We start from the raw sequence: 19,625 nt of genomic DNA on the forward strand, positions 1-19,625 counted from the left end.
CGCTGCCACGAACGGCCCGCCCTGTGCGGGCCGTTTGCATTTACAATGCCCGCCCCGTTTGCCATCACCGGATACCCGTCATGACCACCCTGCTGGCCCTGGATACCGCCACCGAAGCCTGTTCCGTCGCCCTGCTGCACGAGGGCCGGGTGCTCAGTCGCTACGAGGTGATCCCGCGCCTGCATGCCCAGCGCGTGCTGCCGATGGTCCAGGAGCTGCTCGCCGAGGCCGGCATCGCCCTGAGCGCGGTGGACGCCATCGCCTTCGGCCGCGGACCGGGCGCCTTCACCGGGGTGCGCATCGCCGTCGGCGTGGTCCAGGGCCTGGCCTTCGCCCTGGAGCGGCCGGTGCTGCCGATCTCCAACCTCGCGGTGCTCGCCCAGCGCGCTCACCGCGAGCAGGGCGCGACCCAGGTCGCCGCGGCCATCGATGCGCGGATGGACGAGCTGTACTGGGGCTGCTATCGCCTGGAGGACGGCGAGATGCGTCTGGCCGGCGTCGAGGCGGTGCTGCCACCCGAGCAGGTCGCCCTGCCGCGCGATGCCGGCGGCGCATGGTTCGGCGCCGGCACCGGCTGGACCTTCGCCGCGCGCATTCCGGTCGAGGTCGCCGGGCGGGACGCCGGCCTGCTGCCCCATGCCGTCGATCTGCTGAGCCTCGCCGGTTTCGCCTGGGCGCGCGGCGAGGCGCGGCCCGCCGAAGAGGCCCAGCCGGTGTACCTGCGCGACAACGTGGCGACGCCGAAGAAGGCCTGAGCCGTGCTGCCGTACTTCCTCGGCTGTCCGTCGTGGAACGAGCCGGCCTGGCGCGGCAGCCTGTACCCGGCGGGCAGCGCCAGCCGCGACTTCCTCGCCGACTACTGCCGGGTGTTCAACACAGTGGAAGGCAACACCACCTTTTATGCCCGGCCCGCGGCGGCAACATTGGCGCGCTGGGCGCAGCTGATGCCGGCGCAGTTCCGCTTCTGCGCCAAGCTGCCGCGCGACGTCAGCCACACCGGCGATCTGCGCGAGCAACTGGCTGCCGCGGCCGAATTCGTCGCCCTGCTGGCGCCGCTGGGTGCACGGATCGCGCCGTTGTGGCTGCAGCTGCCGGCCAGCTTCGCTCCGGCCCGGCTGGCCGAGCTGGCGGCCTTCATCGATGGCCTGGCGGCGCCGCATGGGCTGGCGGTGGAAGTGCGCCACCTGGCCTTCTTCGCCCGCGGCGAGGAGGAGCGGGCGCTCAATCGCCTGCTCCATGGGCGCGGGGTGGAGCGCATCGGCCTCGACTCGCGGGCGCTGTTCAGTTGCACCGAGCGCAGTCCGGCGGTTCTGCATGCGCAGAGCAAGAAGCCGCGTCTGCCGCCGCGCCCGGCGGCCTTCACGATGGCGCCGCAGGTGCGCTTCATCGGCCATCCCGAGCTGGTCGCCAACGATGCCTTCCTCGCCCCCTGGGTGGACAAGGTCGCCGCCTGGATCGAGGAAGGCCGCACCCCGCACGTCTACCTGCATACCCCGGACAACCACCGCGCGCCTGAGCTGGCGCGGCGCTTCCATGCCCAGCTGATGGCCCGCTTGCCCGGCCTGCCGGCGCTGGCCGAGGATACCGGCGGCGAACAGCTGGGGCTGTTGTAGGGCGCGCCGCAGAGGATCGAGCATGCGCCGGGCCTGGGCGCCGGCGAGAGAGGCCAGCGCTCGTTCAGGCGGCGTTGCAAAGCGCCTGGGAATGCGCATAACGACCGGTAAGTACCGCTGCCTGCGCCCTGCCGGAGCTTCGCGCGGCCGAGCTTCCCTGCGGGGCCCGATACGCCGGCACGCGTCGATCCAAAGTCGCGCTCCGCGCGCCGGCGCTTTCGCGCTACCCTCGGCGCACCTCCACAGACCGGATGTCTGCCATGCCCCTGCCACGCCTGGCGCTGCTCGTCGCCCTGGCCATGCTGGCCTTTGCCGGTAATTCGCTGCTGTGCCGCATCGCCCTGCGCGAGGCGCATATCGACGCCGCCAGCTTCACGGTCCTGCGTCTGACCAGCGGCGCCCTGGCGTTGTGGCTGATCGTGCGCCTGCGCCGCCCGGCGGGCGGAGCGCTGGGCGGCAGCCTGCCTTCGGCGCTGGCGCTGTTCGTCTATGCCACCGGCTTCTCCTGGGCCTATCTGCAACTGTCCGCCGCCACGGGAGCGCTGCTGCTGTTCGGCGCGGTGCAGGCCAGCATGATCCTCTGGGGGCTGTGGCGCGGCGAGCGGCTGGGCATCGGGCAGTGGGGCGGCCTGCTGCTGGCGGCGCTGGGCCTGGCGGTGCTGCTGCTGCCCGGTGCCGGCGCGCCCCCGGCGCCGGCGGCGCTGGTCATGCTGCTGGCCGGGGTGGCCTGGGGCGTCTATTCGTTGCGCGGCCGCGGTGCCGGCGATGCCGGTGCGGAGACCGCCGGCAACTTCGTGCGCAGTCTGCCGCTGGCCGGCGGGCTGGCCCTGCTGGCCTGGCCGTCGGCGCAGCTGAGCGGCACCGGCGTGCTGCTCGCCCTGCTGTCGGGGGCGCTGACCTCGGGGCTCGGCTATGCGCTGTGGTACGCCGCCCTGCCGGCGCTGCGTGCTACCCAGGCGGCGACCGTGCAGCTCAGCGTGCCGCTGCTCACGGCGCTGCTGGGCGCGCTGCTGCTGGGCGAGCCCGTCGAGCTGCGCCTGCTGCTGGCCGGGGTGCTGGTGCTCGGCGGCATCGCCTGGGTGCTGCTCGGTCGCGCCGCCGCGCGCTGAGGCGGGGCGGTGGATTCTTTGGCAGAATGGCGGCCTTTCGTTGTCTGCCGTGGAAGCCCCGATGTCTGCCAGTCCCGTTCGCGTTCGAGTCGAAGCCCTGAGTCCCGCCCACGCGAGCGCCGCCCGGCACTGGGCCGAGCGTCTGGGGCTGGCGCAGGAGGGCGAGGCCGAGTTCGCCCTGCAGCTGGGCGATGACGGGTTGCAGCTGGTCGAGCTGGGCCCGGGAGCGCCGGGGCCGGTGCGCGTCGACTTCGTCGAGGGCGCCGCGGCCCATCGCCGGCTGTTCGGCGGCGGCAGCGGGCAGATGATCGCCAAGGCGGTGGGTATCCAGTCCGGCGTGCGCCCGCAGGTGCTGGACGCCACCGCCGGGCTGGGCCGCGATGCCTTCGTGCTGGCCAGTCTGGGTTGCACGGTGACCCTGGTCGAGCGCCAGCCGCTGATCGCCGCGCTGCTCGAAGACGGCCTGGCGCGCGCGGCGCGCGATCCCGAGGTGGCGCCGATCGTCGCGCGGATGCGGCTGATCTGCGGCAATGCAGTGGAGATCCTGCAGACCTGGACGGAGACGCCGCCGCAGGTCGTCTATCTCGACCCGATGTTCCCGCATCGCGACAAGAGTGCCCTGGTGAAGAAGGAGATGCGCCTGTTCCGCCCGCTGGTCGGCGACGATCTCGACGCCCCGGCGCTGCTCGCCGCGGCGCTGGCGCTGGCCAGCCATCGGGTGGTGGTCAAGCGGCCGCGCAAGGCGCCATGCATCGATGCCGCGCGCCCGTCGCACCAGCTCGACGGCAAGTCCAGCCGCTACGACGTCTATGCGAAAAAAGCCCTGAAGGGGTAGGCTGGGGCGGTCATCGACATGGAGATCGCCATGACCCAGAACGTCCGCGTAGCCCTGTTCATCGACGCCGACAACTCGCCCAGCCGCAAGATCGACGACATCATCGCCGAGCTGGCGGCGCTCGGTGTGGTGTCGATCCGCCGTGCCTACGGCAACTGGCGCAGCCCGCGCCTGGAGTCTTGGGTCAACGTGCTGCACGAGAACGCCATCCAGCCGATCCAGCAGTTCGACCTGGTCAAGGGCAAGAACGCCACCGACATGGCGATGGCCATCGACGCCATGGATGTGCTGCACAGCAAGCCGGTGGAGGTGTTCTGCCTGGTGTCCTCGGACTGCGACTTCACCCCGCTGGTGACCCGCCTGCGCGCCGAGGGCAAGCAGGTGATCGGTTTCGGCGAGCGCAAGTCGCCGGAGCCCTACGTCAACGCCTGCTCGCGCTTCGTGTTCCTCGACGATTTGCCCGATGCCGTGGTCATCCAGCCGCTCAGGCCGGCGGGCGGCGAGGGAATCTGCGAGCCGCAGTCGGTCGCACCGGCTTGCCGGCGCAGCGGCAAGGAACTCAAGGGCGATTCGCGGCTGATGAACCTGCTGCGCAACGCGGTGGCCTTCGCCGCCGACGACGAAGGCTGGGCGCACCTGAGCGTGGTCGGCTCGCGGATCGGCAACCAGGCCAGCTTCGATGCGCGCAACTACGGCTATGCGCGGCTGGTCGATCTGTTTGCCGCCATCGACCTGTTCGAGATCAAGCGGGTCGGCAACCATCCGCAGGTGCGTTACAAGCGTCGCGCCCAGGGCTGATGCCGGTGCCGATGAGCTGCGCTGTGCATCGCAGGAGAGCTGCCAAGGGCTTCACGCTGTCGCGATAAAGATGCGGCGCGGATGTTTCGCTGCTGGCAGAGGGGAATGGCTGGGCTAGCGTGAGGGAGCGGCCGGCGTGGATCGGCCGCCCCTCCCAAATAGCTGCAAAGGACTGTAAAGCATGAGCAGACTGCGTCTTTCTTCCCTGGTGTTCGCCCTGCTGGCCGGTTTTTCCCTCGCGGCGCATGCCGCGCCGACGGAGCCACCTGCACCTGCGCCGGCCACCGCGCCGCAGGTGCAGGTGGCACAGGTGACCAAGGTATCGCTCAACAGCGCCGATGCCGAGACCCTGGCCCGCGAGCTGAGCGGCGTCGGTGCCGCCAAGGCGCAGGCCATCGTCGCCTACCGTGACAGCCAGGGGCCGTTCGCCGCGGTGGACGAGTTGCTGGAAGTGAAGGGGATCGGTCCGGCGATCCTGGAGAAGAACCGCGATCGCTTGAGCGTCGACTGACGCCTCAAGCAGATCGTGGCGGTTGACTGACGAGGGCGGCGCAATGCGTCGCCCTCGTCGTTTGCGGCTTACTTGAGGCGGCGCTCGACGCCTTTCTCCACCAGCACCTTGGCGGAAATTTCCTCGACCGAGAAGTGGGTGGAGTTGATGAACGGGATGTTCTCGCGGCGGAACAGGCTTTCCACTTCGCGCACCTCGAACTCGCACTGAGCATAGCTGGCGTAGCGGCTGTTGGGCTTGCGCTCGTGACGGATCGCGGCGAGGCGGTCGGGGTCGATGGTCAGGCCGAACAGTTTGTCCTTGTAGGGCTTGAGCGCCGTCGGCAGTTGCAGGCGCTCCATGTCGTCCTCGGTCAGCGGGTAGTTGGCGGCGCGGATGCCGTACTGCATGGCCATGTACAGGCAAGTCGGGGTCTTGCCGCAGCGCGATACGCCGACCAGGATCAGGTCGGCCTTGTTGTAGTAATGGGTGCGCGCGCCGTCGTCGTTGTCGAGGGCGAAATGCACCGCATCGATGCGTTCCATGTAGTTGGGGTTGTGGGCGATGGAGTGCGACTTGCCCACCGAATAGGAAGAGTGCGAGGCCAGCTCCTGCTCCAGCGGCGACAGGAAGGTCGAAAAGATGTCGACCATGAAGCCGTTGCAATGCGACAGTACCTCGCGAATGTCGCGGTTGACGATGGTGTCGAAGATGATCGGGCGGACCCCGTCCGCCTCGGCAGCGGCATTGATTTGCTGTACCATTGCCCGCGCTTTTTCCGCCGTATCGATGTACGGTCGGGTCAGCTTGTGGAAGTTGATATTCTCGAACTGAGCGAGCAGGCTCTGGCCAAGCGTTTCGGCGGTAATGCCGGTGCCGTCGGAGATAAAGAAAGCGGTGCGTTTCATGGGCGCCCTGTCTACAGGATGGGAATCGTTCCCGGCTATCATGGAACGGCTGTCGGCAGCCGCTCGCGGTCCTGCGGCATTCTTACTTATTTTGCCGGGGTCGGCCACAAGCTCGGCCCCGCTTGAAAAGCGGTTTCTGCACACACTTAGGGGAGAAGTCACCTTGGCAGAGTACGTAGTTTCCCTCGATAAGCTCGGCGTCCACGATGTAGAGCACGTAGGGGGCAAGAACGCCTCCCTGGGCGAGATGATCAGCAACCTCGCCGGCGCGGGCGTTTCCGTACCGGGCGGCTTCGCCACCACGGCCCAGGCCTACCGCGACTTCCTCGAACAGAGCGGCCTGAACGACCGCATCCATGCCGCCCTCGACGCCCTCGACGTCGACGACGTCAACGCGCTGGCCAAGACCGGCGCGCAGATCCGCCAGTGGGTGATGGACGCCGAGTTCCCCGCCCAGCTGGATGCCGATATCCGCAGCGCCTTCGCCGCGATGGCCAACGGCAACGACAACATGGCGGTGGCCGTGCGCTCCTCGGCGACCGCCGAAGACCTGCCGGACGCCTCCTTCGCCGGCCAGCAGGAGACCTTCCTGAACATCCGTGGCGTGGACAACGTGATCCGCGCCGCCAAGGAAGTCTTCGCTTCGCTGTTCAATGACCGTGCCATCGCCTACCGCGTACACCAGGGCTTCGACCACAAGCTGGTCGCCCTGTCCGCCGGCGTGCAGCGCATGGTGCGCTCGGAAACCGGCACCGCCGGGGTGATGTTCACCCTCGACACCGAATCCGGCTTCCGCGACGTGGTGTTCATCACCGGCGCCTACGGTCTCGGCGAGACCGTGGTTCAGGGCGCGGTGAACCCCGACGAGTTCTACGTCCACAAGCCGACCCTGGAGGCCGGTCGTCCCGCCATCCTGCGTCGCAACCTGGGCAGCAAGGCGATCAAGATGGTCTACGGCGACGAAGCCAAGGCCGGCAAGTCGGTCAAGGTGGTCGACGTCGACCGTGCCGACCGCGCCCGCTTTGCTCTGTCCGACGCCGAGGTCACCGAGCTGGCCAAGCAGGCGCTGATCATCGAGAAGCACTATGGTCGCCCGATGGACATCGAGTGGGCCAAAGACGGTGACGACGGCAAGCTGTACATCGTCCAGGCCCGCCCGGAAACCGTGAAGAGCCGCTCCAGCGCCAACGTCATGGAACGCTATCTGCTCAAGGAAAAGGGCAAGGTGCTGGTGGAAGGCCGCGCCATCGGCCAGCGTATCGGCGCCGGCAAGGTGGTGGTGATCCACGACGTCAGCGAGATGGACAAGGTACAGCCGGGCGATGTGCTGGTCTCCGACATGACCGACCCGGACTGGGAGCCGGTGATGAAGCGCGCCAGCGCCATCGTCACCAACCGTGGCGGGCGTACCTGCCACGCGGCGATCATCGCCCGCGAGCTGGGCATTCCGGCGGTAGTCGGCTGCGGCAACGCCACCCACGTGCTCAGCGATGGCCAGCAGGTCACCGTGTCCTGCGCCGAGGGCGATACCGGGCTGATCTACGAGGGTGCGCTGGGCTTCGACGTGCGCCAGAACTCGGTGGACGCCATGCCCGACCTGCCGTTCAAGATCATGATGAACGTCGGCAACCCGGACCGTGCCTTCGACTTCGCCCAGCTGCCCAACGCCGGTGTCGGCCTGGCGCGCCTGGAGTTCATCATCAACCGCATGATCGGCGTGCACCCCAAGGCGCTGCTCAACTTCGCCAGCCTGCCGGCGGAGATCAAGGACAGCGTCGAGAAGCGCATCGCCGGTTACGACGATCCGGTCGGCTTCTACGTCGAGAAGCTGGTCGAGGGCATCAGCACCCTGGCCGCCGCCTTCTGGCCGAAGAAGGTCATCGTGCGCATGTCCGACTTCAAGTCCAACGAGTACGCCAACCTGATCGGCGGCAAGCTCTACGAACCGGAAGAAGAGAACCCGATGCTCGGCTTCCGCGGTGCCTCGCGCTACATCAGCGAGAGCTTCCGCGACTGCTTCGAGCTGGAATGCCGGGCGATGAAGAAGGTCCGCAACGAGATGGGCCTGACCAACGTCGAGATCATGATCCCGTTCGTGCGCACCCTGGGCGAAGCCTCCCAGGTCATCGACCTGCTGGCCAGCCATGGCCTCAAGCGCGGCGAGAACGACCTGCGCGTGATCATGATGTGCGAGCTGCCGTCCAACGCCCTGCTGGCTGAGGAGTTCCTCGAGTTCTTCGACGGCTTCTCGATCGGCTCCAACGACCTGACCCAGCTGACCCTGGGTCTGGATCGCGACTCGGGAATCATCGCCCACCTGTTCGACGAGCGTAACCCGGCGGTCAAGAAGCTGCTGTCCAGCGCCATCCAGGCCTGCAACAAGGCCGGCAAGTACATCGGCATCTGCGGTCAGGGTCCGTCGGACCACCCGGACCTGGCCCGCTGGCTGATGGAGCAGGGCATCGACAGCGTGTCGCTGAACCCGGACTCGGTACTGGATACCTGGTTCTTCCTCGCCGAAGGCCAGGCGTGATTCCGGCGCTCATGGTGTAAGCGAAAGGGCGGGGCAACCCGCCCTTTTTGCGTGTACAGAACAGCGAACGCATGCAAAGCAGCAGCAAACTCTTTCCCGTCGCGCTGGTTTCCGCCGAGTTGCGCGGCGATCTCGTCGAAGACGTCTACCGTCTCAAGCCCAATAACAGTCCCGACCGCTCGGTGGAGCTGGCGCTGACCCGCCTGGGTCTGGCCGGCGCCGCACGGCGCGGTGTGCCGGTGATCCTGCTGCATGGCGGCTTCGCCAATCGGCGTTGCTGGTATTCGGCGGGCGGCCACGGTCTGGGCGCCTGGCTGGCGCGTGCCGGTTTCGATGTCTGGCTGGCGGAGATGCGCGGCCACGGCCTGTCGCCGCGCAACCAGCGTTACCGCAATAACTGCATGAGCGACTACGCGCGTCACGACCTGCCGGCCATCGCCGCCTTCGTCGCCGAGCAGTGTGGCCGGCCGGCCCACTGGCTGGGGCACTCGCTGGGCGGCCTGAGCGTCGTCGCGGCGCTGGGCTGTGGTGCGCTGGCGGCCGGGCAGGTGGCTTCGCTGACGCTGTTCGGCTGCCAGGTCCGCCGCCTGCATTGGAGCCTGAAGGTGCCGCCGCTGGTCTGGGCGCTGCGCCTGTGGCTGCGCGGGCGCGAACAACTGTCGGCCGGCCGGCAGTCCCTCGGGCCGGAAGACGAGCCGCTCGGCATCGTGTGCGATGCGCTGCGCTGGTATGGCCTGTGGGGGCGCTTCGGCGTCGCGGGCGAGGACTGGGCTGCCGCTCTACGCACGCTGCAGGTCCCGGTGCTGGCGGTGGCCGGGGCGGGTGATCGCACCGATCCGGCCGGTGCCTGCCGCGAGCTGCTGGAGTGTTTTGCCGCCGCGCCGCGAGCCTATCTGTGCCTGGGCAGGGCGCAGGGTTTTGCCGAGGACTACGGGCATGCCGGCATGCTGGCCGGGCGTCATGCGCCGCGCGAGGTCTGGCCGCTGATCGAGCATTGGCTGCAGCATCGCTGCCTGCCCGCGACGGTCGGCGAGGCATCCGCGACGTTTGCCTAGTTCCCTGGCGGCCGGCTTGCCGCTAGGATCGGGCCTCAGCGTACCGTTGCCCGGACCGCGACACTGTCCCGCCGAGGGCGGGCTAGCCGTCCATGGTGGCCTGTTTCGCGCCACCGTGCCGGCGGGTGCCGCGGCATCCATTCCCCCTGCAAGGAGCCTTACATGCAATACGTGACCCCCGACCTCTGCGACGCCTACCCCTACGTTCACGTCGTCGAGCCGATGTTCAGCAACTTCGGCGGCCGCGATTCCTTCGGTGGCCAGATCGTCACCATTAAATGCTTCGAGGACAACTCGCTGGTCAAGGAGCAGGTCGAACTGGATGGCCGCGGCAAGGTGCTGGTGGTCGACGGTGGCGGCTCGCTGCGCCGCGCCCTGCTCGGCGACATGCTGGCCGAGAAGGCCGCCAAGAACGGCTGGGAAGGCATCCTGGTGTACGGCTGCATCCGTGACGTCGACGTCATCGCGCAGACCGATCTGGGCGTGCAGGCGCTGGCCTCCCACCCGATGAAGACCGAGAAGCGCGGCCTGGGCGACCTGAACGTGGAAGTCACCTTCGGTGGCGTGACCTTCCGTCCGGGCGAGTACCTTTATGCCGACAACAACGGCGTGATCGTCTCCCCCGACGCCCTGGCGATGCCGGAGTGATCCGCTGCCGACCGGCGCCCTCTGAGGTGCGACGGTCGGCCGGGCAGACGCCATGTTCAGCGAAATCCACGCCAGCGAGCGCGGCCTGGTCCACGGCTACGTGCTGGACGGCGAGGGCGGTGCGCGGCGGATTTCCCGCAATGCGCTGGATGTCCTCGACCTGCGTCCCGGCGAGAGCCTGTGGCTGCACTGGGATCGCGGCGTGCCGGAGGCGCGTGGCTGGCTGCGCGAGTCCAGCGGGCTGAGCCCCTTCGCCTGCGACCTGCTGCTCGAAGAGGCGACCCGGCCGCGGCTGGTGCCGCTGGGCGCCGAACGCCTGCTGGTGTTCCTGCGCGGAGTCAATCGCAATCCCGGCGCCGCGCCCGAAGACATGGTATCCCTGCGCATCTATGTCGATGTGCGCCAGGTGATCTCCCTGCGCCAGCGCCCGCTGCGGGCCGTGACGGCGCTGTGCGAGGCCTTCGAGCGCGGCGAGGGCCCGCGCACCGCCTCGCAGGTGATGCTGTTTCTCGCCGGTGCCCTAACCGATGGGGCGGATGCGCTGATTGCCGATCTGGGCGAGCAGCTCGATGGTGTCGAAGATGCCCTGGAGGCCAACGAGAAGGCGGTACCCGACCGCAGTCTGCTGTTGGCCCTGCGCCGCCGCGCCGCCGGCCTGCGCCGCTACCTGGCGCCGCAGCGCGAGATCTACGCCCAGCTGGCACGCAACCACCTGTCCTGGCTGGCCGCGGACGACTGCGACCGCTGGAGCGAACTGCACAACCGCCTGACCCGCCACCTCGAAGAGCTGGAGCTGGCCCGCGAGCGGGTCAGCCTGTTGCAGGAGGCCGAGCACCGCAGGGTCACCGAGCGGATGAACCGCACCATGTACATGCTCGGTATCGTCACCGGCTTCTTCATGCCGATGAGTTTCGTCACCGGCCTGCTCGGCATCAACCTGGGCGGGATTCCCGGCGCCGAGCATCCGCTGGGCTTCTTCGCCGCCTGCGGGCTGATCGCCCTGATGGCGGCGTTCCAGTGGTGGCTGTTCCGCCGCCTGCGCTGGTTGTAATGTGACCCGCGGCGTGCGCTTCGCGTCTTGATGGAACACCTCCCGGGGGTTGCCTCAACCATGCACGATCCCTTCGAAGAATCCCTGCGCGACCTGCTCAAGGGCAAGGCCGCCGAATCGGCCGATAGCGCCCGCCTGGATCGCGTGCTGAAGACCGCCAATCGTCAGGTCGGCGTGGGCGATCTGTTCAAGCTGCTCGGACACTGGTTCGACGCGCTGACGATCGCCCTCAACAGCGGCACGACCCGTCACAAGGTGTCGGCCACCCGTCGTCTGCGTACTCCTGCGCCACCGGCGCATAAGGCTGAGTGAAGATGGAATTCGATATCTGGACCCAAGGCCTGCTCAGCGCGATGAGCACTCTGTGGAGCAAGCTGGCCGGCTTCATTCCCAACCTGCTGGGCGCCGTGCTGGTGGTGGTGCTCGGCTTCGTGGTCGCCAAGCTGCTCGATACCCTGCTGTCCAAGCTGCTCGGCAAGCTCGGCCTCGACCGCCTGCTGGCCGGCACCGGGCTGACCAAACTGCTCGAGCGCGCCGGCCTGAAGATCGAGGTGTCGACGCTGATCGGCAAGATCGTCTACTGGTTCGTGCTGCTGGTGTTTCTGGTTTCGGCCGCCGAGTCCCTGGGCCTGCAGCGGGTCTCGGCGACCCTCGACCTGTTCGCCCTGTACCTGCCCAAGGTGTTCGGCGCGGCGTTGGTCCTGCTGGCCGGCGTGCTGCTGGCGCAGTTGGCCAGCGGCCTGGTGCGCGGCGCCGCCGAAGGCGTGGGGCTGGAGTACGGCAGCAGCCTGGGACGCATCGCCCAGGCCATGGTGATCGTCATCAGCATCTCGGTGGCCATCGGCCAGCTGGAAGTGAAGACCGAGCTGCTCAACATCGTCATCGCCATCGTGCTCGCCGCCGTAGGCCTGGCGCTGGCGCTGGCGCTGGGGCTGGGCAGTCGCGAGGTGGTGGCGCAGATCGTCGCCGGCATCTACCTGCGCGAACTCTACGAGGTCGGCCAGCAGATCCGCGTCGGCGAGATCGAGGGCACCATCGAGGAAATCGGCACGGTGAAGACCATCCTGCTGGACGAGGAGGGCGAGCTGGTCACCCTCAGCAACAGCCTCCTCCTGTCGCAACAGGTGCGTAGTCGCTGAATTCTCTGCGGGTTTCCTGCTAGATTACCCGGCTGTCCCTTCGCCCGCCCCTAGTGGTGGGCCTCCCCCTGACGACCCGATGCCGGCCCGATTCGCTTGAACAAGCCCCACCCCCAGTCCCTGCGCTACGACCCCCGCGAGCTTACCGACGAGGAGCTGGTGCAGCGTGCGCGCGAGGAGCTGTTCCATGTCACGCGCGCTTATGAGGAACTGATGCGCCGTTATCAGCGCACCTTGTTCAATGTCTGTGCGCGCTATCTGGGCAATGACCGCGATGCCGACGATGTCTGTCAGGAAATCATGCTCAAGGTGCTCTACGGGCTGAAGAACTTCGAAGGCAAGTCGAAGTTCAAGACCTGGCTGTACAGCATCACCTACAACGAGTGCATCACCCAGTACCGCAAGGAACGGCGCAAGCGGCGGCTGATCGATGCGCTGAGTCTCGACCCTCAGGAGGAAGCCTCCGAGGACAAGACGCCGAAGATCGAGGAGCGCGGCGGGCTCGACCGTTGGCTGGCGCACGTCAACCCGATCGATCGCGAGATTCTCGTGCTGCGTTTCGTCGCCGAACTGGAGTTCCAGGAGATCGCCGACATCATGCACATGGGCCTGAGTGCCACCAAAATGCGCTACAAGCGCGCGCTGGATCGTCTGCGCGAAAAGTTCGGCACTGGCGCGGAAGACTGAGCGAGGATTTCCGGCGCTTCCAAGCCGCGTGTTAAACTATCTGCCTTGTTGCCGGTCTGACGGTGGCAGCTTGCAAACTACCTAGATGGGGATTTAACGGATGAAACTGAAAAACACCTTGGGCCTGGTCATTGGTTCTCTGGTTGCCGCAACTTCGCTGGGCGCTCTGGCACAGGGCCAGGGTTCGGTCGAAGTCGAGGCGTTCGGCAAGCGCTACTTCGCAGACAGCACCCACGACATCACCAACGGCAACCTGTTCGGTGGCAGCCTCGGTTACTTCCTGACCGACGACGTGTCGCTGAACCTGTCCCACGGTGTCTACAAGAGCCTGGAAGGCGAAGGCCTGGCCCGTGGCCAGGAAATCGACGGCCACCTGACCGCCCTGGAAGCCGCCTACCACTTCGGCACTCCGGGCGTGCGCAGCCTGCGTCCCTACGTGTCCGCCGGCTTCGCCCACCAGGAGCTGGACAACACCTACGGCCGCGGCCAGAACAAGAGCACCCTGGCTACCGTCGGTACCGGCGTGAAGTACTACGTCTCCGAGAACGTCCTGCTCAAGGCTGGTCTGGACATGATGCACGGTCTGGATCAGGAGCAGACCGAGTGGATGGCCGGCGTCGGCGTTGGCATGAACTTCGGTGGCGGCAGCCAGCCGGCCCCGGCTCCGGTGGCCGAGCCGGCTCCGCTGGTCGAAGCGCCGGCTCCGGTGGCCGAGCCGGTACCGGAAGTGGTGCGTGTCGAGCTGGACGTGAAGTTCGACTTCGACAAGGCCCAGGTCAAGCCGGAAAGCTACGGCGACATCCAGAACCTGGCCGACTTCATGAACCAGTACCCGCAGACCACCACCGTGGTTGAAGGTCACACCGACTCCGTCGGCACCGACGCCTACAACCAGAAGCTCTCCGAGCGCCGTGCCGCGGCCGTGCGCCAGGTGCTGGTGAACCAGTACGGCGTCGATGCCGGTCGCGTCAACTCGGTCGGCTACGGCGAGTCCCGCCCGGTCGCCGACAACGCCACCGACGCCGGCCGCGCGGTGAACCGTCGCGTGGAGGCCGAAGTGGAAGCCCAGATCAAGCAGTGATCGGCTGACCAGGCGTTGAACGCACAAGGCCCGCATCGCAAGATGCGGGCCTTGTCGTTTGTGGCGCCGTCGTTGCGCAGGTTTCAGCGAAAGAACTTGCCCAGCATCCGCGAGACGAAGCCGCCGTCGAGGCTCTTCTTGACGAAGGGCGCGTAGTGCTTGTCCTCGCGCTTGATGTGGTTCATCAGCCACAGGCCGATGTCGGTGCGCACCTCGCGGGCCAGTCGGAACGGGTCCTGGCCGTTTTCCAGGCGCTGGGCATAGCCATGGGCGCGTGCCTTGAAGGCTTCGTGCACCTGATGGTGGGCATCCAGCATGGGATAGCCGGCCTTCTCCATCAGGCTCTCCTCGAAGGTGTTGTGAGAGATGGCGTAGTCGATCAGCTCGTGGATCACGTGCTCCACCGCCTCGACCGACTGGGTGGTGATGGCCTGATCGATCTCCGCCAGATACTCGAAGATACGCTTGTGCTGCTCGTCGATGATGTCGATGCCGGTGGCGAATTCCGGCGACCAGGAAATGACGATCCCCATGCTGCATTCCTTTCTTTTGACGTCTGGCGGTCATGTGCCGATGGCTGCGTGCCGCTATGGGCGGTGCAGGCCGTTTCATAGCACGGGCTGCGGCGAAAGACCACATGAGGGACGCGGGCTCTGCCGCAGTCCGTGCGCCAACTGTGACGCCCGGCACATTTGTTCTGCGATGGCGTGTGCGGACGCGCGTTTGACGCCCGTCACACAAGTCTCTAACCTGCCGGCCTGCTTCAGGTGCCCCCCAGCCGCCGGCTCGGCGGGGTGAAACAGGGAAGCCGGTGCGTTCGCTGCCATCGCGGACCAGGCCGGCGCTGCCCCCGCAACGGTAGGCGAGTCGAGAAACCGCATGGGCCACTGTGCTTGGCACGGGAAGGCGCGGTTTCGGGCGCGACAGGCGCCACTCGCGAGCCCGGAGACCGGCCTGTGGCATCCACGGTATCGCGGAGGGCGCTGGCCGTCGGGTGGTGCGGCGCTCGCCGCCGTCGCCCGTCGTCGCTGTCGTCCTGCGTGGCCACCCTGCGCGGGGAGCGCACAGCGGAGACAGACATGCACGACAGCGACATCCAGGACCAGCAACGCGACCAGCGCCACGTGGCGCGCATGCAGCGCAAGAAGGCGCTGATCGACGCACGGATCGCCGAAGCCAGCGCCGAGCGCGGCCTGCTGCTGGTCAACAGCGGCAACGGCAAGGGCAAGAGCAGCGCCGCCTTCGGCATGCTGGCGCGCGCCCTCGGCCACGGCCTCAAGGCCGGCGTGGTGCAGTTCATCAAGGGCGCCGCGACCACCGGCGAGGAAGCCTTCTTCCGCCGCTTCCCCGACGAGGTGCGCTACTTCGTGATGGGCGAGGGCTTCACCTGGGAAACCCAGAACCGCCAGCGCGACATCGAGAAGGCCGAAGCGGCCTGGGCGGTGGCCCGCGAACTGCTCGGCGATCCGCAGATCGCCCTGGTGATCCTCGACGAGCTGAACATCGCCCTCAAGCACGGCTACCTGCCGCTCGAACGCGTCCTGGCCGACCTCGCCGCGCGTCCGCCGATGCAGCATGTGGTGATCACCGGGCGCGGCGCCTTGCCCGGCCTGATCGAGGCGGCCGATACGGTCAGCGACATCGCGCTGGTCAAGCACGCCTTCCAGGCCGGGGTGAAGGCGCAGAAGGGGGTGGAGTTCTGATGGCCGCGTCGCGCCGCTGCCCGGCCCTGCTGGTCGCCGCGCCCGCTTCCGGACAGGGCAAGACCACCGTCACCGCCGCGCTGGCCCGTCACTACGTCGACCAGGGGCTGCGGGTGCGGGTGTTCAAATGCGGTCCGGACTTCCTCGACCCGATGATCCTCGCCCGCGCCTCGGGCGCTGCGGTCTACCCGCTGGACCTCTGGCTGGTCGGCGAGGAGGAGTGCCGGCGGCGCCTGTGGCAGGCGGCCGGCGAGGCCGACCTGATCCTCATCGAAGGGGTGATGGGCCTGTTCGACGGCAGCCCCTCGGCCGCCGAACTGGCGCGGCGCTTCGGCGTGCCGGTGCTGGCGGTGATCGACGCCAGCGCCATGGCGCAGACCTTCGCCGCCATCGCCCACGGCATGGCCAGCTACCAGAGCGATCTGCCGTTCGCCGGCGTGCTGGCCAACCGGGTCGGCAGCGCACGCCACGGCGAGATCCTGCAGGCCTGCCTGCCGGCGCACCTGCCCTGGTATGGCGCCTTGCCGCGCGAGGCGGCCATCGAGCTGCCGCGCCGGCACCTCGGGCTGGTGCAGGCCGCCGAGCTGGACGACCTCGACACCCGCCTGCAACGCGCCGCGGCGAGCCTGGCGCAGAGCGCCGCGCTGCACCTGCCGGCGCCGGTGACGTTCGCCGCCCCGGCACCGCTGGACTGCGCGCCGTTGCTCGCCGGGGTGCGCATCGGCGTGGCCCGCGATGCCGCCTTCGCCTTCGTCTATCCGGCCAACCTCGACCTGCTGCGCGAGCTGGGCGCCGAGCTGCACTTCTTCTCGCCGCTCGCCGACGCGCGGCTGCCCGAGGTGGACAGCCTCTACCTGCCCGGCGGCTACCCGGAGCTGCACCTGCAGCGTCTGGCGGACAACGCGCCAATGCGTGCGGCGATCTGTGTCCATCACGCCGCCGGCAAGCCGATCCTCGCCGAATGCGGCGGCATGCTCTACCTGCTCGACGGTCTGACCGACGTGCATGGCCAGCGCGCGCCGATGCTCGGCCTGCTGCCGGGCGAGGCGGTCATGCAGCCGAAACTGGTGGCATTGGCCATGCAGGAGGTCGAACTGGACGGCGAGCGCCTGCGCGGCCACAGCTACCACCACTCGCGGATGGATAGCCCGCAGGCGCCGCTGACCCACGGCGAATGCCCCAACTACCGGCGCACCCGCGAGCCGCTGTACCGCAGCGGCCGGCTGACCGCCAGCTACATCCACTTCTATCTGCCCTCGGCACCGCGCGCGGCTGCCGCCCTGCTGCGGCCATGAGCGCCGTGGCGAATCCTCCGGCAGCGCCTCGGCCGTGCGCCGCGCCGCTGCCGCCCAAGGCTCGACCATGAACGACGAAGCTCCCAGTCAGCGGCCGGAATTTGCCGGCAACCCCCACACCTTCAGCGCCGCCGAGCGCGCCGCGGTCTACCGCGCCATCGCCGAGCGCCGCGACATGCGCCACTTCAGCGGCGGCACGGTAGCCCCCGAGCTGCTCGCCCGCCTGCTCGACGCCGCGCACCAGGCGCCCAGCGTCGGCCTGATGCAGCCGTGGCGTTTTATCCGCATCACCGACCGCGCGCTGCGCCAACAGATCAAGGCGCTGGTGGAGGCCGAGCGGGCGCGCACCGCCGAGGCCCTCGGCGAGCGCAGCGACGAGTTCATGCGCCTCAAGGTCGAAGGCATCGAGGACAGCGCCGAGCTGCTGGTGGCCTGCCTGATGGACGGCCGCGAGCGCTACATCTTCGGCCGCCGCACCCTGCCGCAGATGGATCTGGCTTCGCTGTCCTGCGCCATCCAGAACCTCTGGCTGGCGGCCCGCGCCGAAGGCCTGGGCATGGGCTGGGTGTCGCTGTTCGACCCGCTCGCACTGGCCGAGCTGCTCGGCCTGCCGGAGGGCGCCGAACCGCTGGCGCTGCTCTGCCTCGGCCCGGTCGAGGCGTTCTATCCGCGACCGATGCTGGTGGAGGAGGGCTGGGCCGAGGAGCGGCCGCTGGCCGCGATGCTCTACGAGAACCGCTGGGGGCAGCAGCCATGAGCCTGGGTCTGGCCCTGTGCGCCGGCGTGGCGCTGGACGTGGCCCTCGGCGAGCCGCGCCGCCATCACCCGCTGGTGCTGTTCGGCCGCCTGGCCGAGCGTCTGGAAGCGCGCTTCAACGCCCACGGCGGCGGCTGGCGCAGCCACGGCGTCAGCGCCTGGTGCCTGGCGGTGCTGCCGCTCACCGTGCTGACCTGGGGGCTGGTGCAGCTGCCGCTGCTCGGCGGGGCGCTGGAGATCCTCGCCCTCTATGCGGCGCTGGGCCTGCGCAGCCTGCACGAGCACGCCCTGCCGGTGCTCGACGCCCTGCGTCGTGGCGACCTGCCGGCGGCGCGCGCCGGCGTGGCGCGGGTGGTCAGCCGCGATACCTCTGCGCTCGATGAGCACGGCGTGGCCCGCGCCGCCACCGAGTCGGTGCTGGAGAACGGCAGCGACGCGGTGTTCGCCGCGCTGTTCTGGTTCGCCGTGGCCGGCGCGCCGGGGGTGGTGCTCTACCGCCTGGCCAACACCCTCGACGCCATGTGGGGCTACCGCACCGAGCGTTTCGAACGCTTCGGCTGGGCGGCGGCGCGCATCGACGATGCGCTCAACTACGTGCCGGCGCGCCTCACCGCGCTGACCTACGCGCTGCTCGGCCAGACCCGCCGCGCGCTGGCCTGCTGGCGCCGCCAGGCGCCGCAGTGGGACAGCCCCAACGCCGGGCCGGTGATGGCTGCCGGCGCCGGGGCCCTTGGCGTCGAGCTGGGTGGCGCGGCGGTCTACCACGGCGAAGTCCACCAGCGCCCGGCGCTGGGTGAAGGCGCGCCGGCCGATGCCGAGAGCATCGCCGGCGCGCTCAGCCTGCTGCGCCGCGGCGTGGCGCTGTGGCTGGTCGTCGTGCTGCTGGGAGGCTGGCTGCATGCTTGAACATGGCGGTCGGCTGCGTGCGACGGCGCAGCGCTACGGCATTCCCCTGGCCGACTGGCTGGACCTGTCCACCGGCATCGCCCCCGAGCCCTGGCCGCTGCCGTCGATCCCGCTGGAGGTCTGGGCGCGCCTGCCCGAGGACGACGACGGCCTCGAAGCGGCCGCCTGCGCTGCCTACGGCGCCCGTCATGCGCTGGCGGTAGCCGGCAGCCAGGCGGCGATCCAGACGCTGCCGCAGCTGCTGCCGGGCGGCCGGGTCGGCGTGCTGGCGCCGAGCTACGCCGAACACGCCCAGGCCTGGCAGCGCGCCGGCCATGAGCTGGTGCGCCTGTCCGCGGCGGCCATCGACGCGGCGCTCGACGATCTGGACGCGCTGGTGCTGGCCAATCCCAACAACCCCACCGGCGAGCGCTTCGCCGTCGCGCAACTGCTCGACTGGCACGCGCGGCTGGCGGCGCGCGGTGGCCTGCTGCTGGTCGACGAGGCCTTCGCCGACTGCACGCCGGAACTCAGCCTGGCCGCGCACAGCGACAGGCCGGGGCTGGTGGTGCTGCGCTCGTTCGGCAAGTTCTTCGGCCTGGCCGGCGTGCGCCTGGGCTTCGTGCTGGCCGCGCCGACGCTGCTGGCGCGGCTGCGCGAGGCGCTCGGTCCCTGGCCGGTCAGCGGTCCGGCCCGGGCGCTCGGTCTGCAGGCGCTGGGCACCGGACAGGCCGGCGCCCGCCGGCGCCGCGCCGCCGAGCTGCAGCGCCAGGGCGCCGCGCTGGCCGGGCTGCTGCGTGCCCACGACCTGCCGCCTGCCGGCGGCACCGCGCTGTTCCAGTGGCTGCCGTACCCCGATGCGGCCGCGCTGCACGACTTCCTCGCCCGCCGCGGCATCCTCGTGCGCCTGTTCAACGAGCCAACCAGCCTGCGCTTCGGCCTGCCGGGCAGCGACGCCGACTGGCAGCGCCTGGCCCAGGCCTTGGCCGAGTACCGCCAGCCATGAGCCCACGTCCCGTAGGGTGGGCCACTCGCGCAG

At 69.0% G+C, this 19,625-nt stretch carries 21 protein-coding genes and 1 riboswitch; of the genes, 19 read left to right on the forward strand and 2 right to left on the reverse strand.

Annotated features, from left to right (window positions below; genetic code table 11):
* Positions 1-80: 80 nt before the first annotated feature.
* The 6 genes from tsaB to BLU22_RS11270 all read left to right on the forward strand — a co-directional run bounded on the left by tsaB (position 81) and on the right by BLU22_RS11270 (position 4,866).
* Positions 81-755 carry a tRNA (adenosine(37)-N6)-threonylcarbamoyltransferase complex dimerization subunit type 1 TsaB gene (tsaB, locus tag BLU22_RS11245; RefSeq protein WP_090214477.1) on the forward strand — a complete coding sequence of 225 codons (675 nt, stop codon included), beginning with the start codon at positions 81-83 and terminating at the stop codon, positions 753-755.
* A gap of 3 nt (positions 756-758) precedes the next feature.
* Complete coding sequence (locus BLU22_RS11250; RefSeq protein WP_090214479.1) at positions 759-1,613, forward strand: DUF72 domain-containing protein; 855 nt, start codon at positions 759-761, stop codon at positions 1,611-1,613.
* 260 nt (positions 1,614-1,873) lie between these two features.
* Positions 1,874-2,722, forward strand: a complete 849-nt coding sequence (locus tag BLU22_RS11255) for an EamA family transporter (protein WP_090214483.1) — start codon at positions 1,874-1,876, stop codon at positions 2,720-2,722.
* Positions 2,723-2,783: 61 nt separating this feature from the next.
* Positions 2,784-3,557, forward strand: a complete 774-nt coding sequence (locus tag BLU22_RS11260) for a class I SAM-dependent methyltransferase (protein ID WP_090214486.1) — start codon at positions 2,784-2,786, stop codon at positions 3,555-3,557.
* A 30-nt stretch (positions 3,558-3,587) separates the two neighbouring features.
* Positions 3,588-4,355: an NYN domain-containing protein gene (locus tag BLU22_RS11265; RefSeq protein WP_090214488.1), complete on the forward strand. Its 768-nt coding sequence runs from the start codon at positions 3,588-3,590 to the stop codon at positions 4,353-4,355.
* Positions 4,356-4,536: 181 nt separating this feature from the next.
* Positions 4,537-4,866: a ComEA family DNA-binding protein gene (locus BLU22_RS11270; RefSeq protein ID WP_090214491.1), complete on the forward strand. Its 330-nt coding sequence runs from the start codon at positions 4,537-4,539 to the stop codon at positions 4,864-4,866.
* 68 nt (positions 4,867-4,934) lie between these two features.
* Here BLU22_RS11270 and ppsR read toward each other — a convergent pair whose 3' ends face one another.
* Complete coding sequence (gene ppsR, locus BLU22_RS11275) at positions 4,935-5,753, reverse strand: posphoenolpyruvate synthetase regulatory kinase/phosphorylase PpsR (RefSeq protein ID WP_090214493.1); 819 nt, start codon at positions 5,751-5,753, stop codon at positions 4,935-4,937.
* Between the two features lie 163 nt (positions 5,754-5,916).
* On the opposite strand from ppsR, the gene ppsA reads away from it, so the two are divergent.
* The 8 genes from ppsA (at position 5,917) to BLU22_RS11315 (ending at position 13,947) form a co-directional block, all read left to right on the forward strand.
* Complete coding sequence (gene ppsA / locus BLU22_RS11280; protein WP_090214496.1) at positions 5,917-8,286, forward strand: phosphoenolpyruvate synthase; 2,370 nt, start codon at positions 5,917-5,919, stop codon at positions 8,284-8,286.
* A gap of 71 nt (positions 8,287-8,357) precedes the next feature.
* Positions 8,358-9,341 carry an alpha/beta fold hydrolase gene (locus BLU22_RS11285; protein ID WP_090214498.1) on the forward strand — a complete coding sequence of 328 codons (984 nt, stop codon included), beginning with the start codon at positions 8,358-8,360 and terminating at the stop codon, positions 9,339-9,341.
* Between the two features lie 162 nt (positions 9,342-9,503).
* On the forward strand, positions 9,504-9,989 hold the full coding sequence (gene rraA / locus BLU22_RS11290; protein WP_090214500.1) for a ribonuclease E activity regulator RraA: 486 nt from the start codon (positions 9,504-9,506) through the stop codon (positions 9,987-9,989).
* A 52-nt stretch (positions 9,990-10,041) separates the two neighbouring features.
* Positions 10,042-11,040, forward strand: a complete 999-nt coding sequence (locus BLU22_RS11295; RefSeq protein ID WP_090214502.1) for a zinc transporter ZntB — start codon at positions 10,042-10,044, stop codon at positions 11,038-11,040.
* 60 nt (positions 11,041-11,100) lie between these two features.
* The gene (locus BLU22_RS11300) at positions 11,101-11,352 is read left to right on the forward strand and encodes a CrfX protein (RefSeq protein WP_090214505.1); all 252 of its coding nucleotides are present in this window, start codon (positions 11,101-11,103) and stop codon (positions 11,350-11,352) included.
* 2 nt (positions 11,353-11,354) lie between these two features.
* Entirely contained in the window at positions 11,355-12,179 is an 825-nt protein-coding gene (locus tag BLU22_RS11305; protein ID WP_090214508.1) for a mechanosensitive ion channel family protein, read from the forward strand.
* 96 nt (positions 12,180-12,275) lie between these two features.
* On the forward strand, positions 12,276-12,866 hold the full coding sequence (sigX, locus tag BLU22_RS11310) for an RNA polymerase sigma factor SigX (RefSeq protein WP_090214510.1): 591 nt from the start codon (positions 12,276-12,278) through the stop codon (positions 12,864-12,866).
* A gap of 100 nt (positions 12,867-12,966) precedes the next feature.
* Entirely contained in the window at positions 12,967-13,947 is a 981-nt protein-coding gene (locus tag BLU22_RS11315; protein ID WP_090214513.1) for an OmpA family protein, read from the forward strand.
* Positions 13,948-14,030: 83 nt separating this feature from the next.
* Here the strand turns inward: BLU22_RS11315 and BLU22_RS11320 are convergent, their stop codons facing one another.
* Positions 14,031-14,480 (reverse strand): bacteriohemerythrin, encoded by a 450-nt coding sequence (locus BLU22_RS11320; RefSeq protein ID WP_090214517.1) that lies wholly within the window; start codon positions 14,478-14,480, stop codon positions 14,031-14,033.
* A 215-nt stretch (positions 14,481-14,695) separates the two neighbouring features.
* Positions 14,696-14,919: riboswitch (cobalamin riboswitch) on the forward strand.
* Between the two features lie 107 nt (positions 14,920-15,026).
* Between BLU22_RS11320 and cobO the strand changes: the two genes are divergently transcribed.
* The 5 genes from cobO to cobD all read left to right on the forward strand — a co-directional run bounded on the left by cobO (position 15,027) and on the right by cobD (position 19,592).
* Entirely contained in the window at positions 15,027-15,650 is a 624-nt protein-coding gene (cobO, locus tag BLU22_RS11325; RefSeq protein ID WP_090214518.1) for a cob(I)yrinic acid a,c-diamide adenosyltransferase, read from the forward strand.
* Positions 15,650-16,945, forward strand: a complete 1,296-nt coding sequence (locus tag BLU22_RS11330; RefSeq protein ID WP_090214521.1) for a cobyrinate a,c-diamide synthase — start codon at positions 15,650-15,652, stop codon at positions 16,943-16,945. The genes cobO and BLU22_RS11330 overlap by 1 nt, the downstream gene beginning before the upstream one ends.
* A gap of 67 nt (positions 16,946-17,012) precedes the next feature.
* Positions 17,013-17,702: a 5,6-dimethylbenzimidazole synthase gene (gene bluB / locus BLU22_RS11335; protein WP_090214523.1), complete on the forward strand. Its 690-nt coding sequence runs from the start codon at positions 17,013-17,015 to the stop codon at positions 17,700-17,702.
* The gene (cbiB, locus tag BLU22_RS11340) at positions 17,699-18,607 is read left to right on the forward strand and encodes an adenosylcobinamide-phosphate synthase CbiB (RefSeq protein WP_090214526.1); all 909 of its coding nucleotides are present in this window, start codon (positions 17,699-17,701) and stop codon (positions 18,605-18,607) included. The genes bluB and cbiB overlap by 4 nt, the downstream gene beginning before the upstream one ends.
* A complete protein-coding gene (gene cobD, locus BLU22_RS11345) occupies positions 18,600-19,592 on the forward strand; it encodes a threonine-phosphate decarboxylase CobD (RefSeq protein ID WP_090214528.1) in 993 nt (330 codons plus the stop codon). The genes cbiB and cobD overlap by 8 nt, the downstream gene beginning before the upstream one ends.
* The last annotated feature ends 33 nt before the right edge of the window (positions 19,593-19,625 follow it).

It is taken from the genome of Pseudomonas guangdongensis, from assembly GCF_900105885.1.
GTDB classification, from domain to species: Bacteria; Pseudomonadota; Gammaproteobacteria; order Pseudomonadales; family Pseudomonadaceae; genus Geopseudomonas; species Geopseudomonas guangdongensis.

Excerpts from the sequence above, each read along its gene's own strand:
- tsaB (WP_090214477.1), top strand. The coding sequence starts at position 81 with ATGACCACCCTGCTGGCCCTGGATACCGCCACCGAAGCCTGTTCCGTC.
- BLU22_RS11260 (WP_090214486.1), top strand. The coding sequence starts at position 2,784 with ATGTCTGCCAGTCCCGTTCGCGTTCGAGTCGAAGCCCTGAGTCCCGCC.
- cobO (WP_090214518.1), top strand. The coding sequence starts at position 15,027 with ATGCACGACAGCGACATCCAGGACCAGCAACGCGACCAGCGCCACGTG.
- BLU22_RS11330 (WP_090214521.1), top strand. The coding sequence starts at position 15,650 with ATGGCCGCGTCGCGCCGCTGCCCGGCCCTGCTGGTCGCCGCGCCCGCT.
- ppsR (WP_090214493.1), bottom strand. The coding sequence starts at position 5,753 with ATGAAACGCACCGCTTTCTTTATCTCCGACGGCACCGGCATTACCGCC.
- BLU22_RS11265 (WP_090214488.1), top strand. The coding sequence starts at position 3,588 with ATGACCCAGAACGTCCGCGTAGCCCTGTTCATCGACGCCGACAACTCG.
- BLU22_RS11255 (WP_090214483.1), top strand. The coding sequence starts at position 1,874 with ATGCCCCTGCCACGCCTGGCGCTGCTCGTCGCCCTGGCCATGCTGGCC.
- cbiB (WP_090214526.1), top strand. The coding sequence starts at position 17,699 with ATGAGCCTGGGTCTGGCCCTGTGCGCCGGCGTGGCGCTGGACGTGGCC.
- BLU22_RS11315 (WP_090214513.1), top strand. The coding sequence starts at position 12,967 with ATGAAACTGAAAAACACCTTGGGCCTGGTCATTGGTTCTCTGGTTGCC.
- bluB (WP_090214523.1), top strand. The coding sequence starts at position 17,013 with ATGAACGACGAAGCTCCCAGTCAGCGGCCGGAATTTGCCGGCAACCCC.
- rraA (WP_090214500.1), top strand. The coding sequence starts at position 9,504 with ATGCAATACGTGACCCCCGACCTCTGCGACGCCTACCCCTACGTTCAC.
- BLU22_RS11320 (WP_090214517.1), bottom strand. The coding sequence starts at position 14,480 with ATGGGGATCGTCATTTCCTGGTCGCCGGAATTCGCCACCGGCATCGAC.
- BLU22_RS11270 (WP_090214491.1), top strand. The coding sequence starts at position 4,537 with ATGAGCAGACTGCGTCTTTCTTCCCTGGTGTTCGCCCTGCTGGCCGGT.
- BLU22_RS11300 (WP_090214505.1), top strand. The coding sequence starts at position 11,101 with ATGCACGATCCCTTCGAAGAATCCCTGCGCGACCTGCTCAAGGGCAAG.
- BLU22_RS11295 (WP_090214502.1), top strand. The coding sequence starts at position 10,042 with ATGTTCAGCGAAATCCACGCCAGCGAGCGCGGCCTGGTCCACGGCTAC.
- BLU22_RS11305 (WP_090214508.1), top strand. The coding sequence starts at position 11,355 with ATGGAATTCGATATCTGGACCCAAGGCCTGCTCAGCGCGATGAGCACT.
- BLU22_RS11285 (WP_090214498.1), top strand. The coding sequence starts at position 8,358 with ATGCAAAGCAGCAGCAAACTCTTTCCCGTCGCGCTGGTTTCCGCCGAG.
- cobD (WP_090214528.1), top strand. The coding sequence starts at position 18,600 with ATGCTTGAACATGGCGGTCGGCTGCGTGCGACGGCGCAGCGCTACGGC.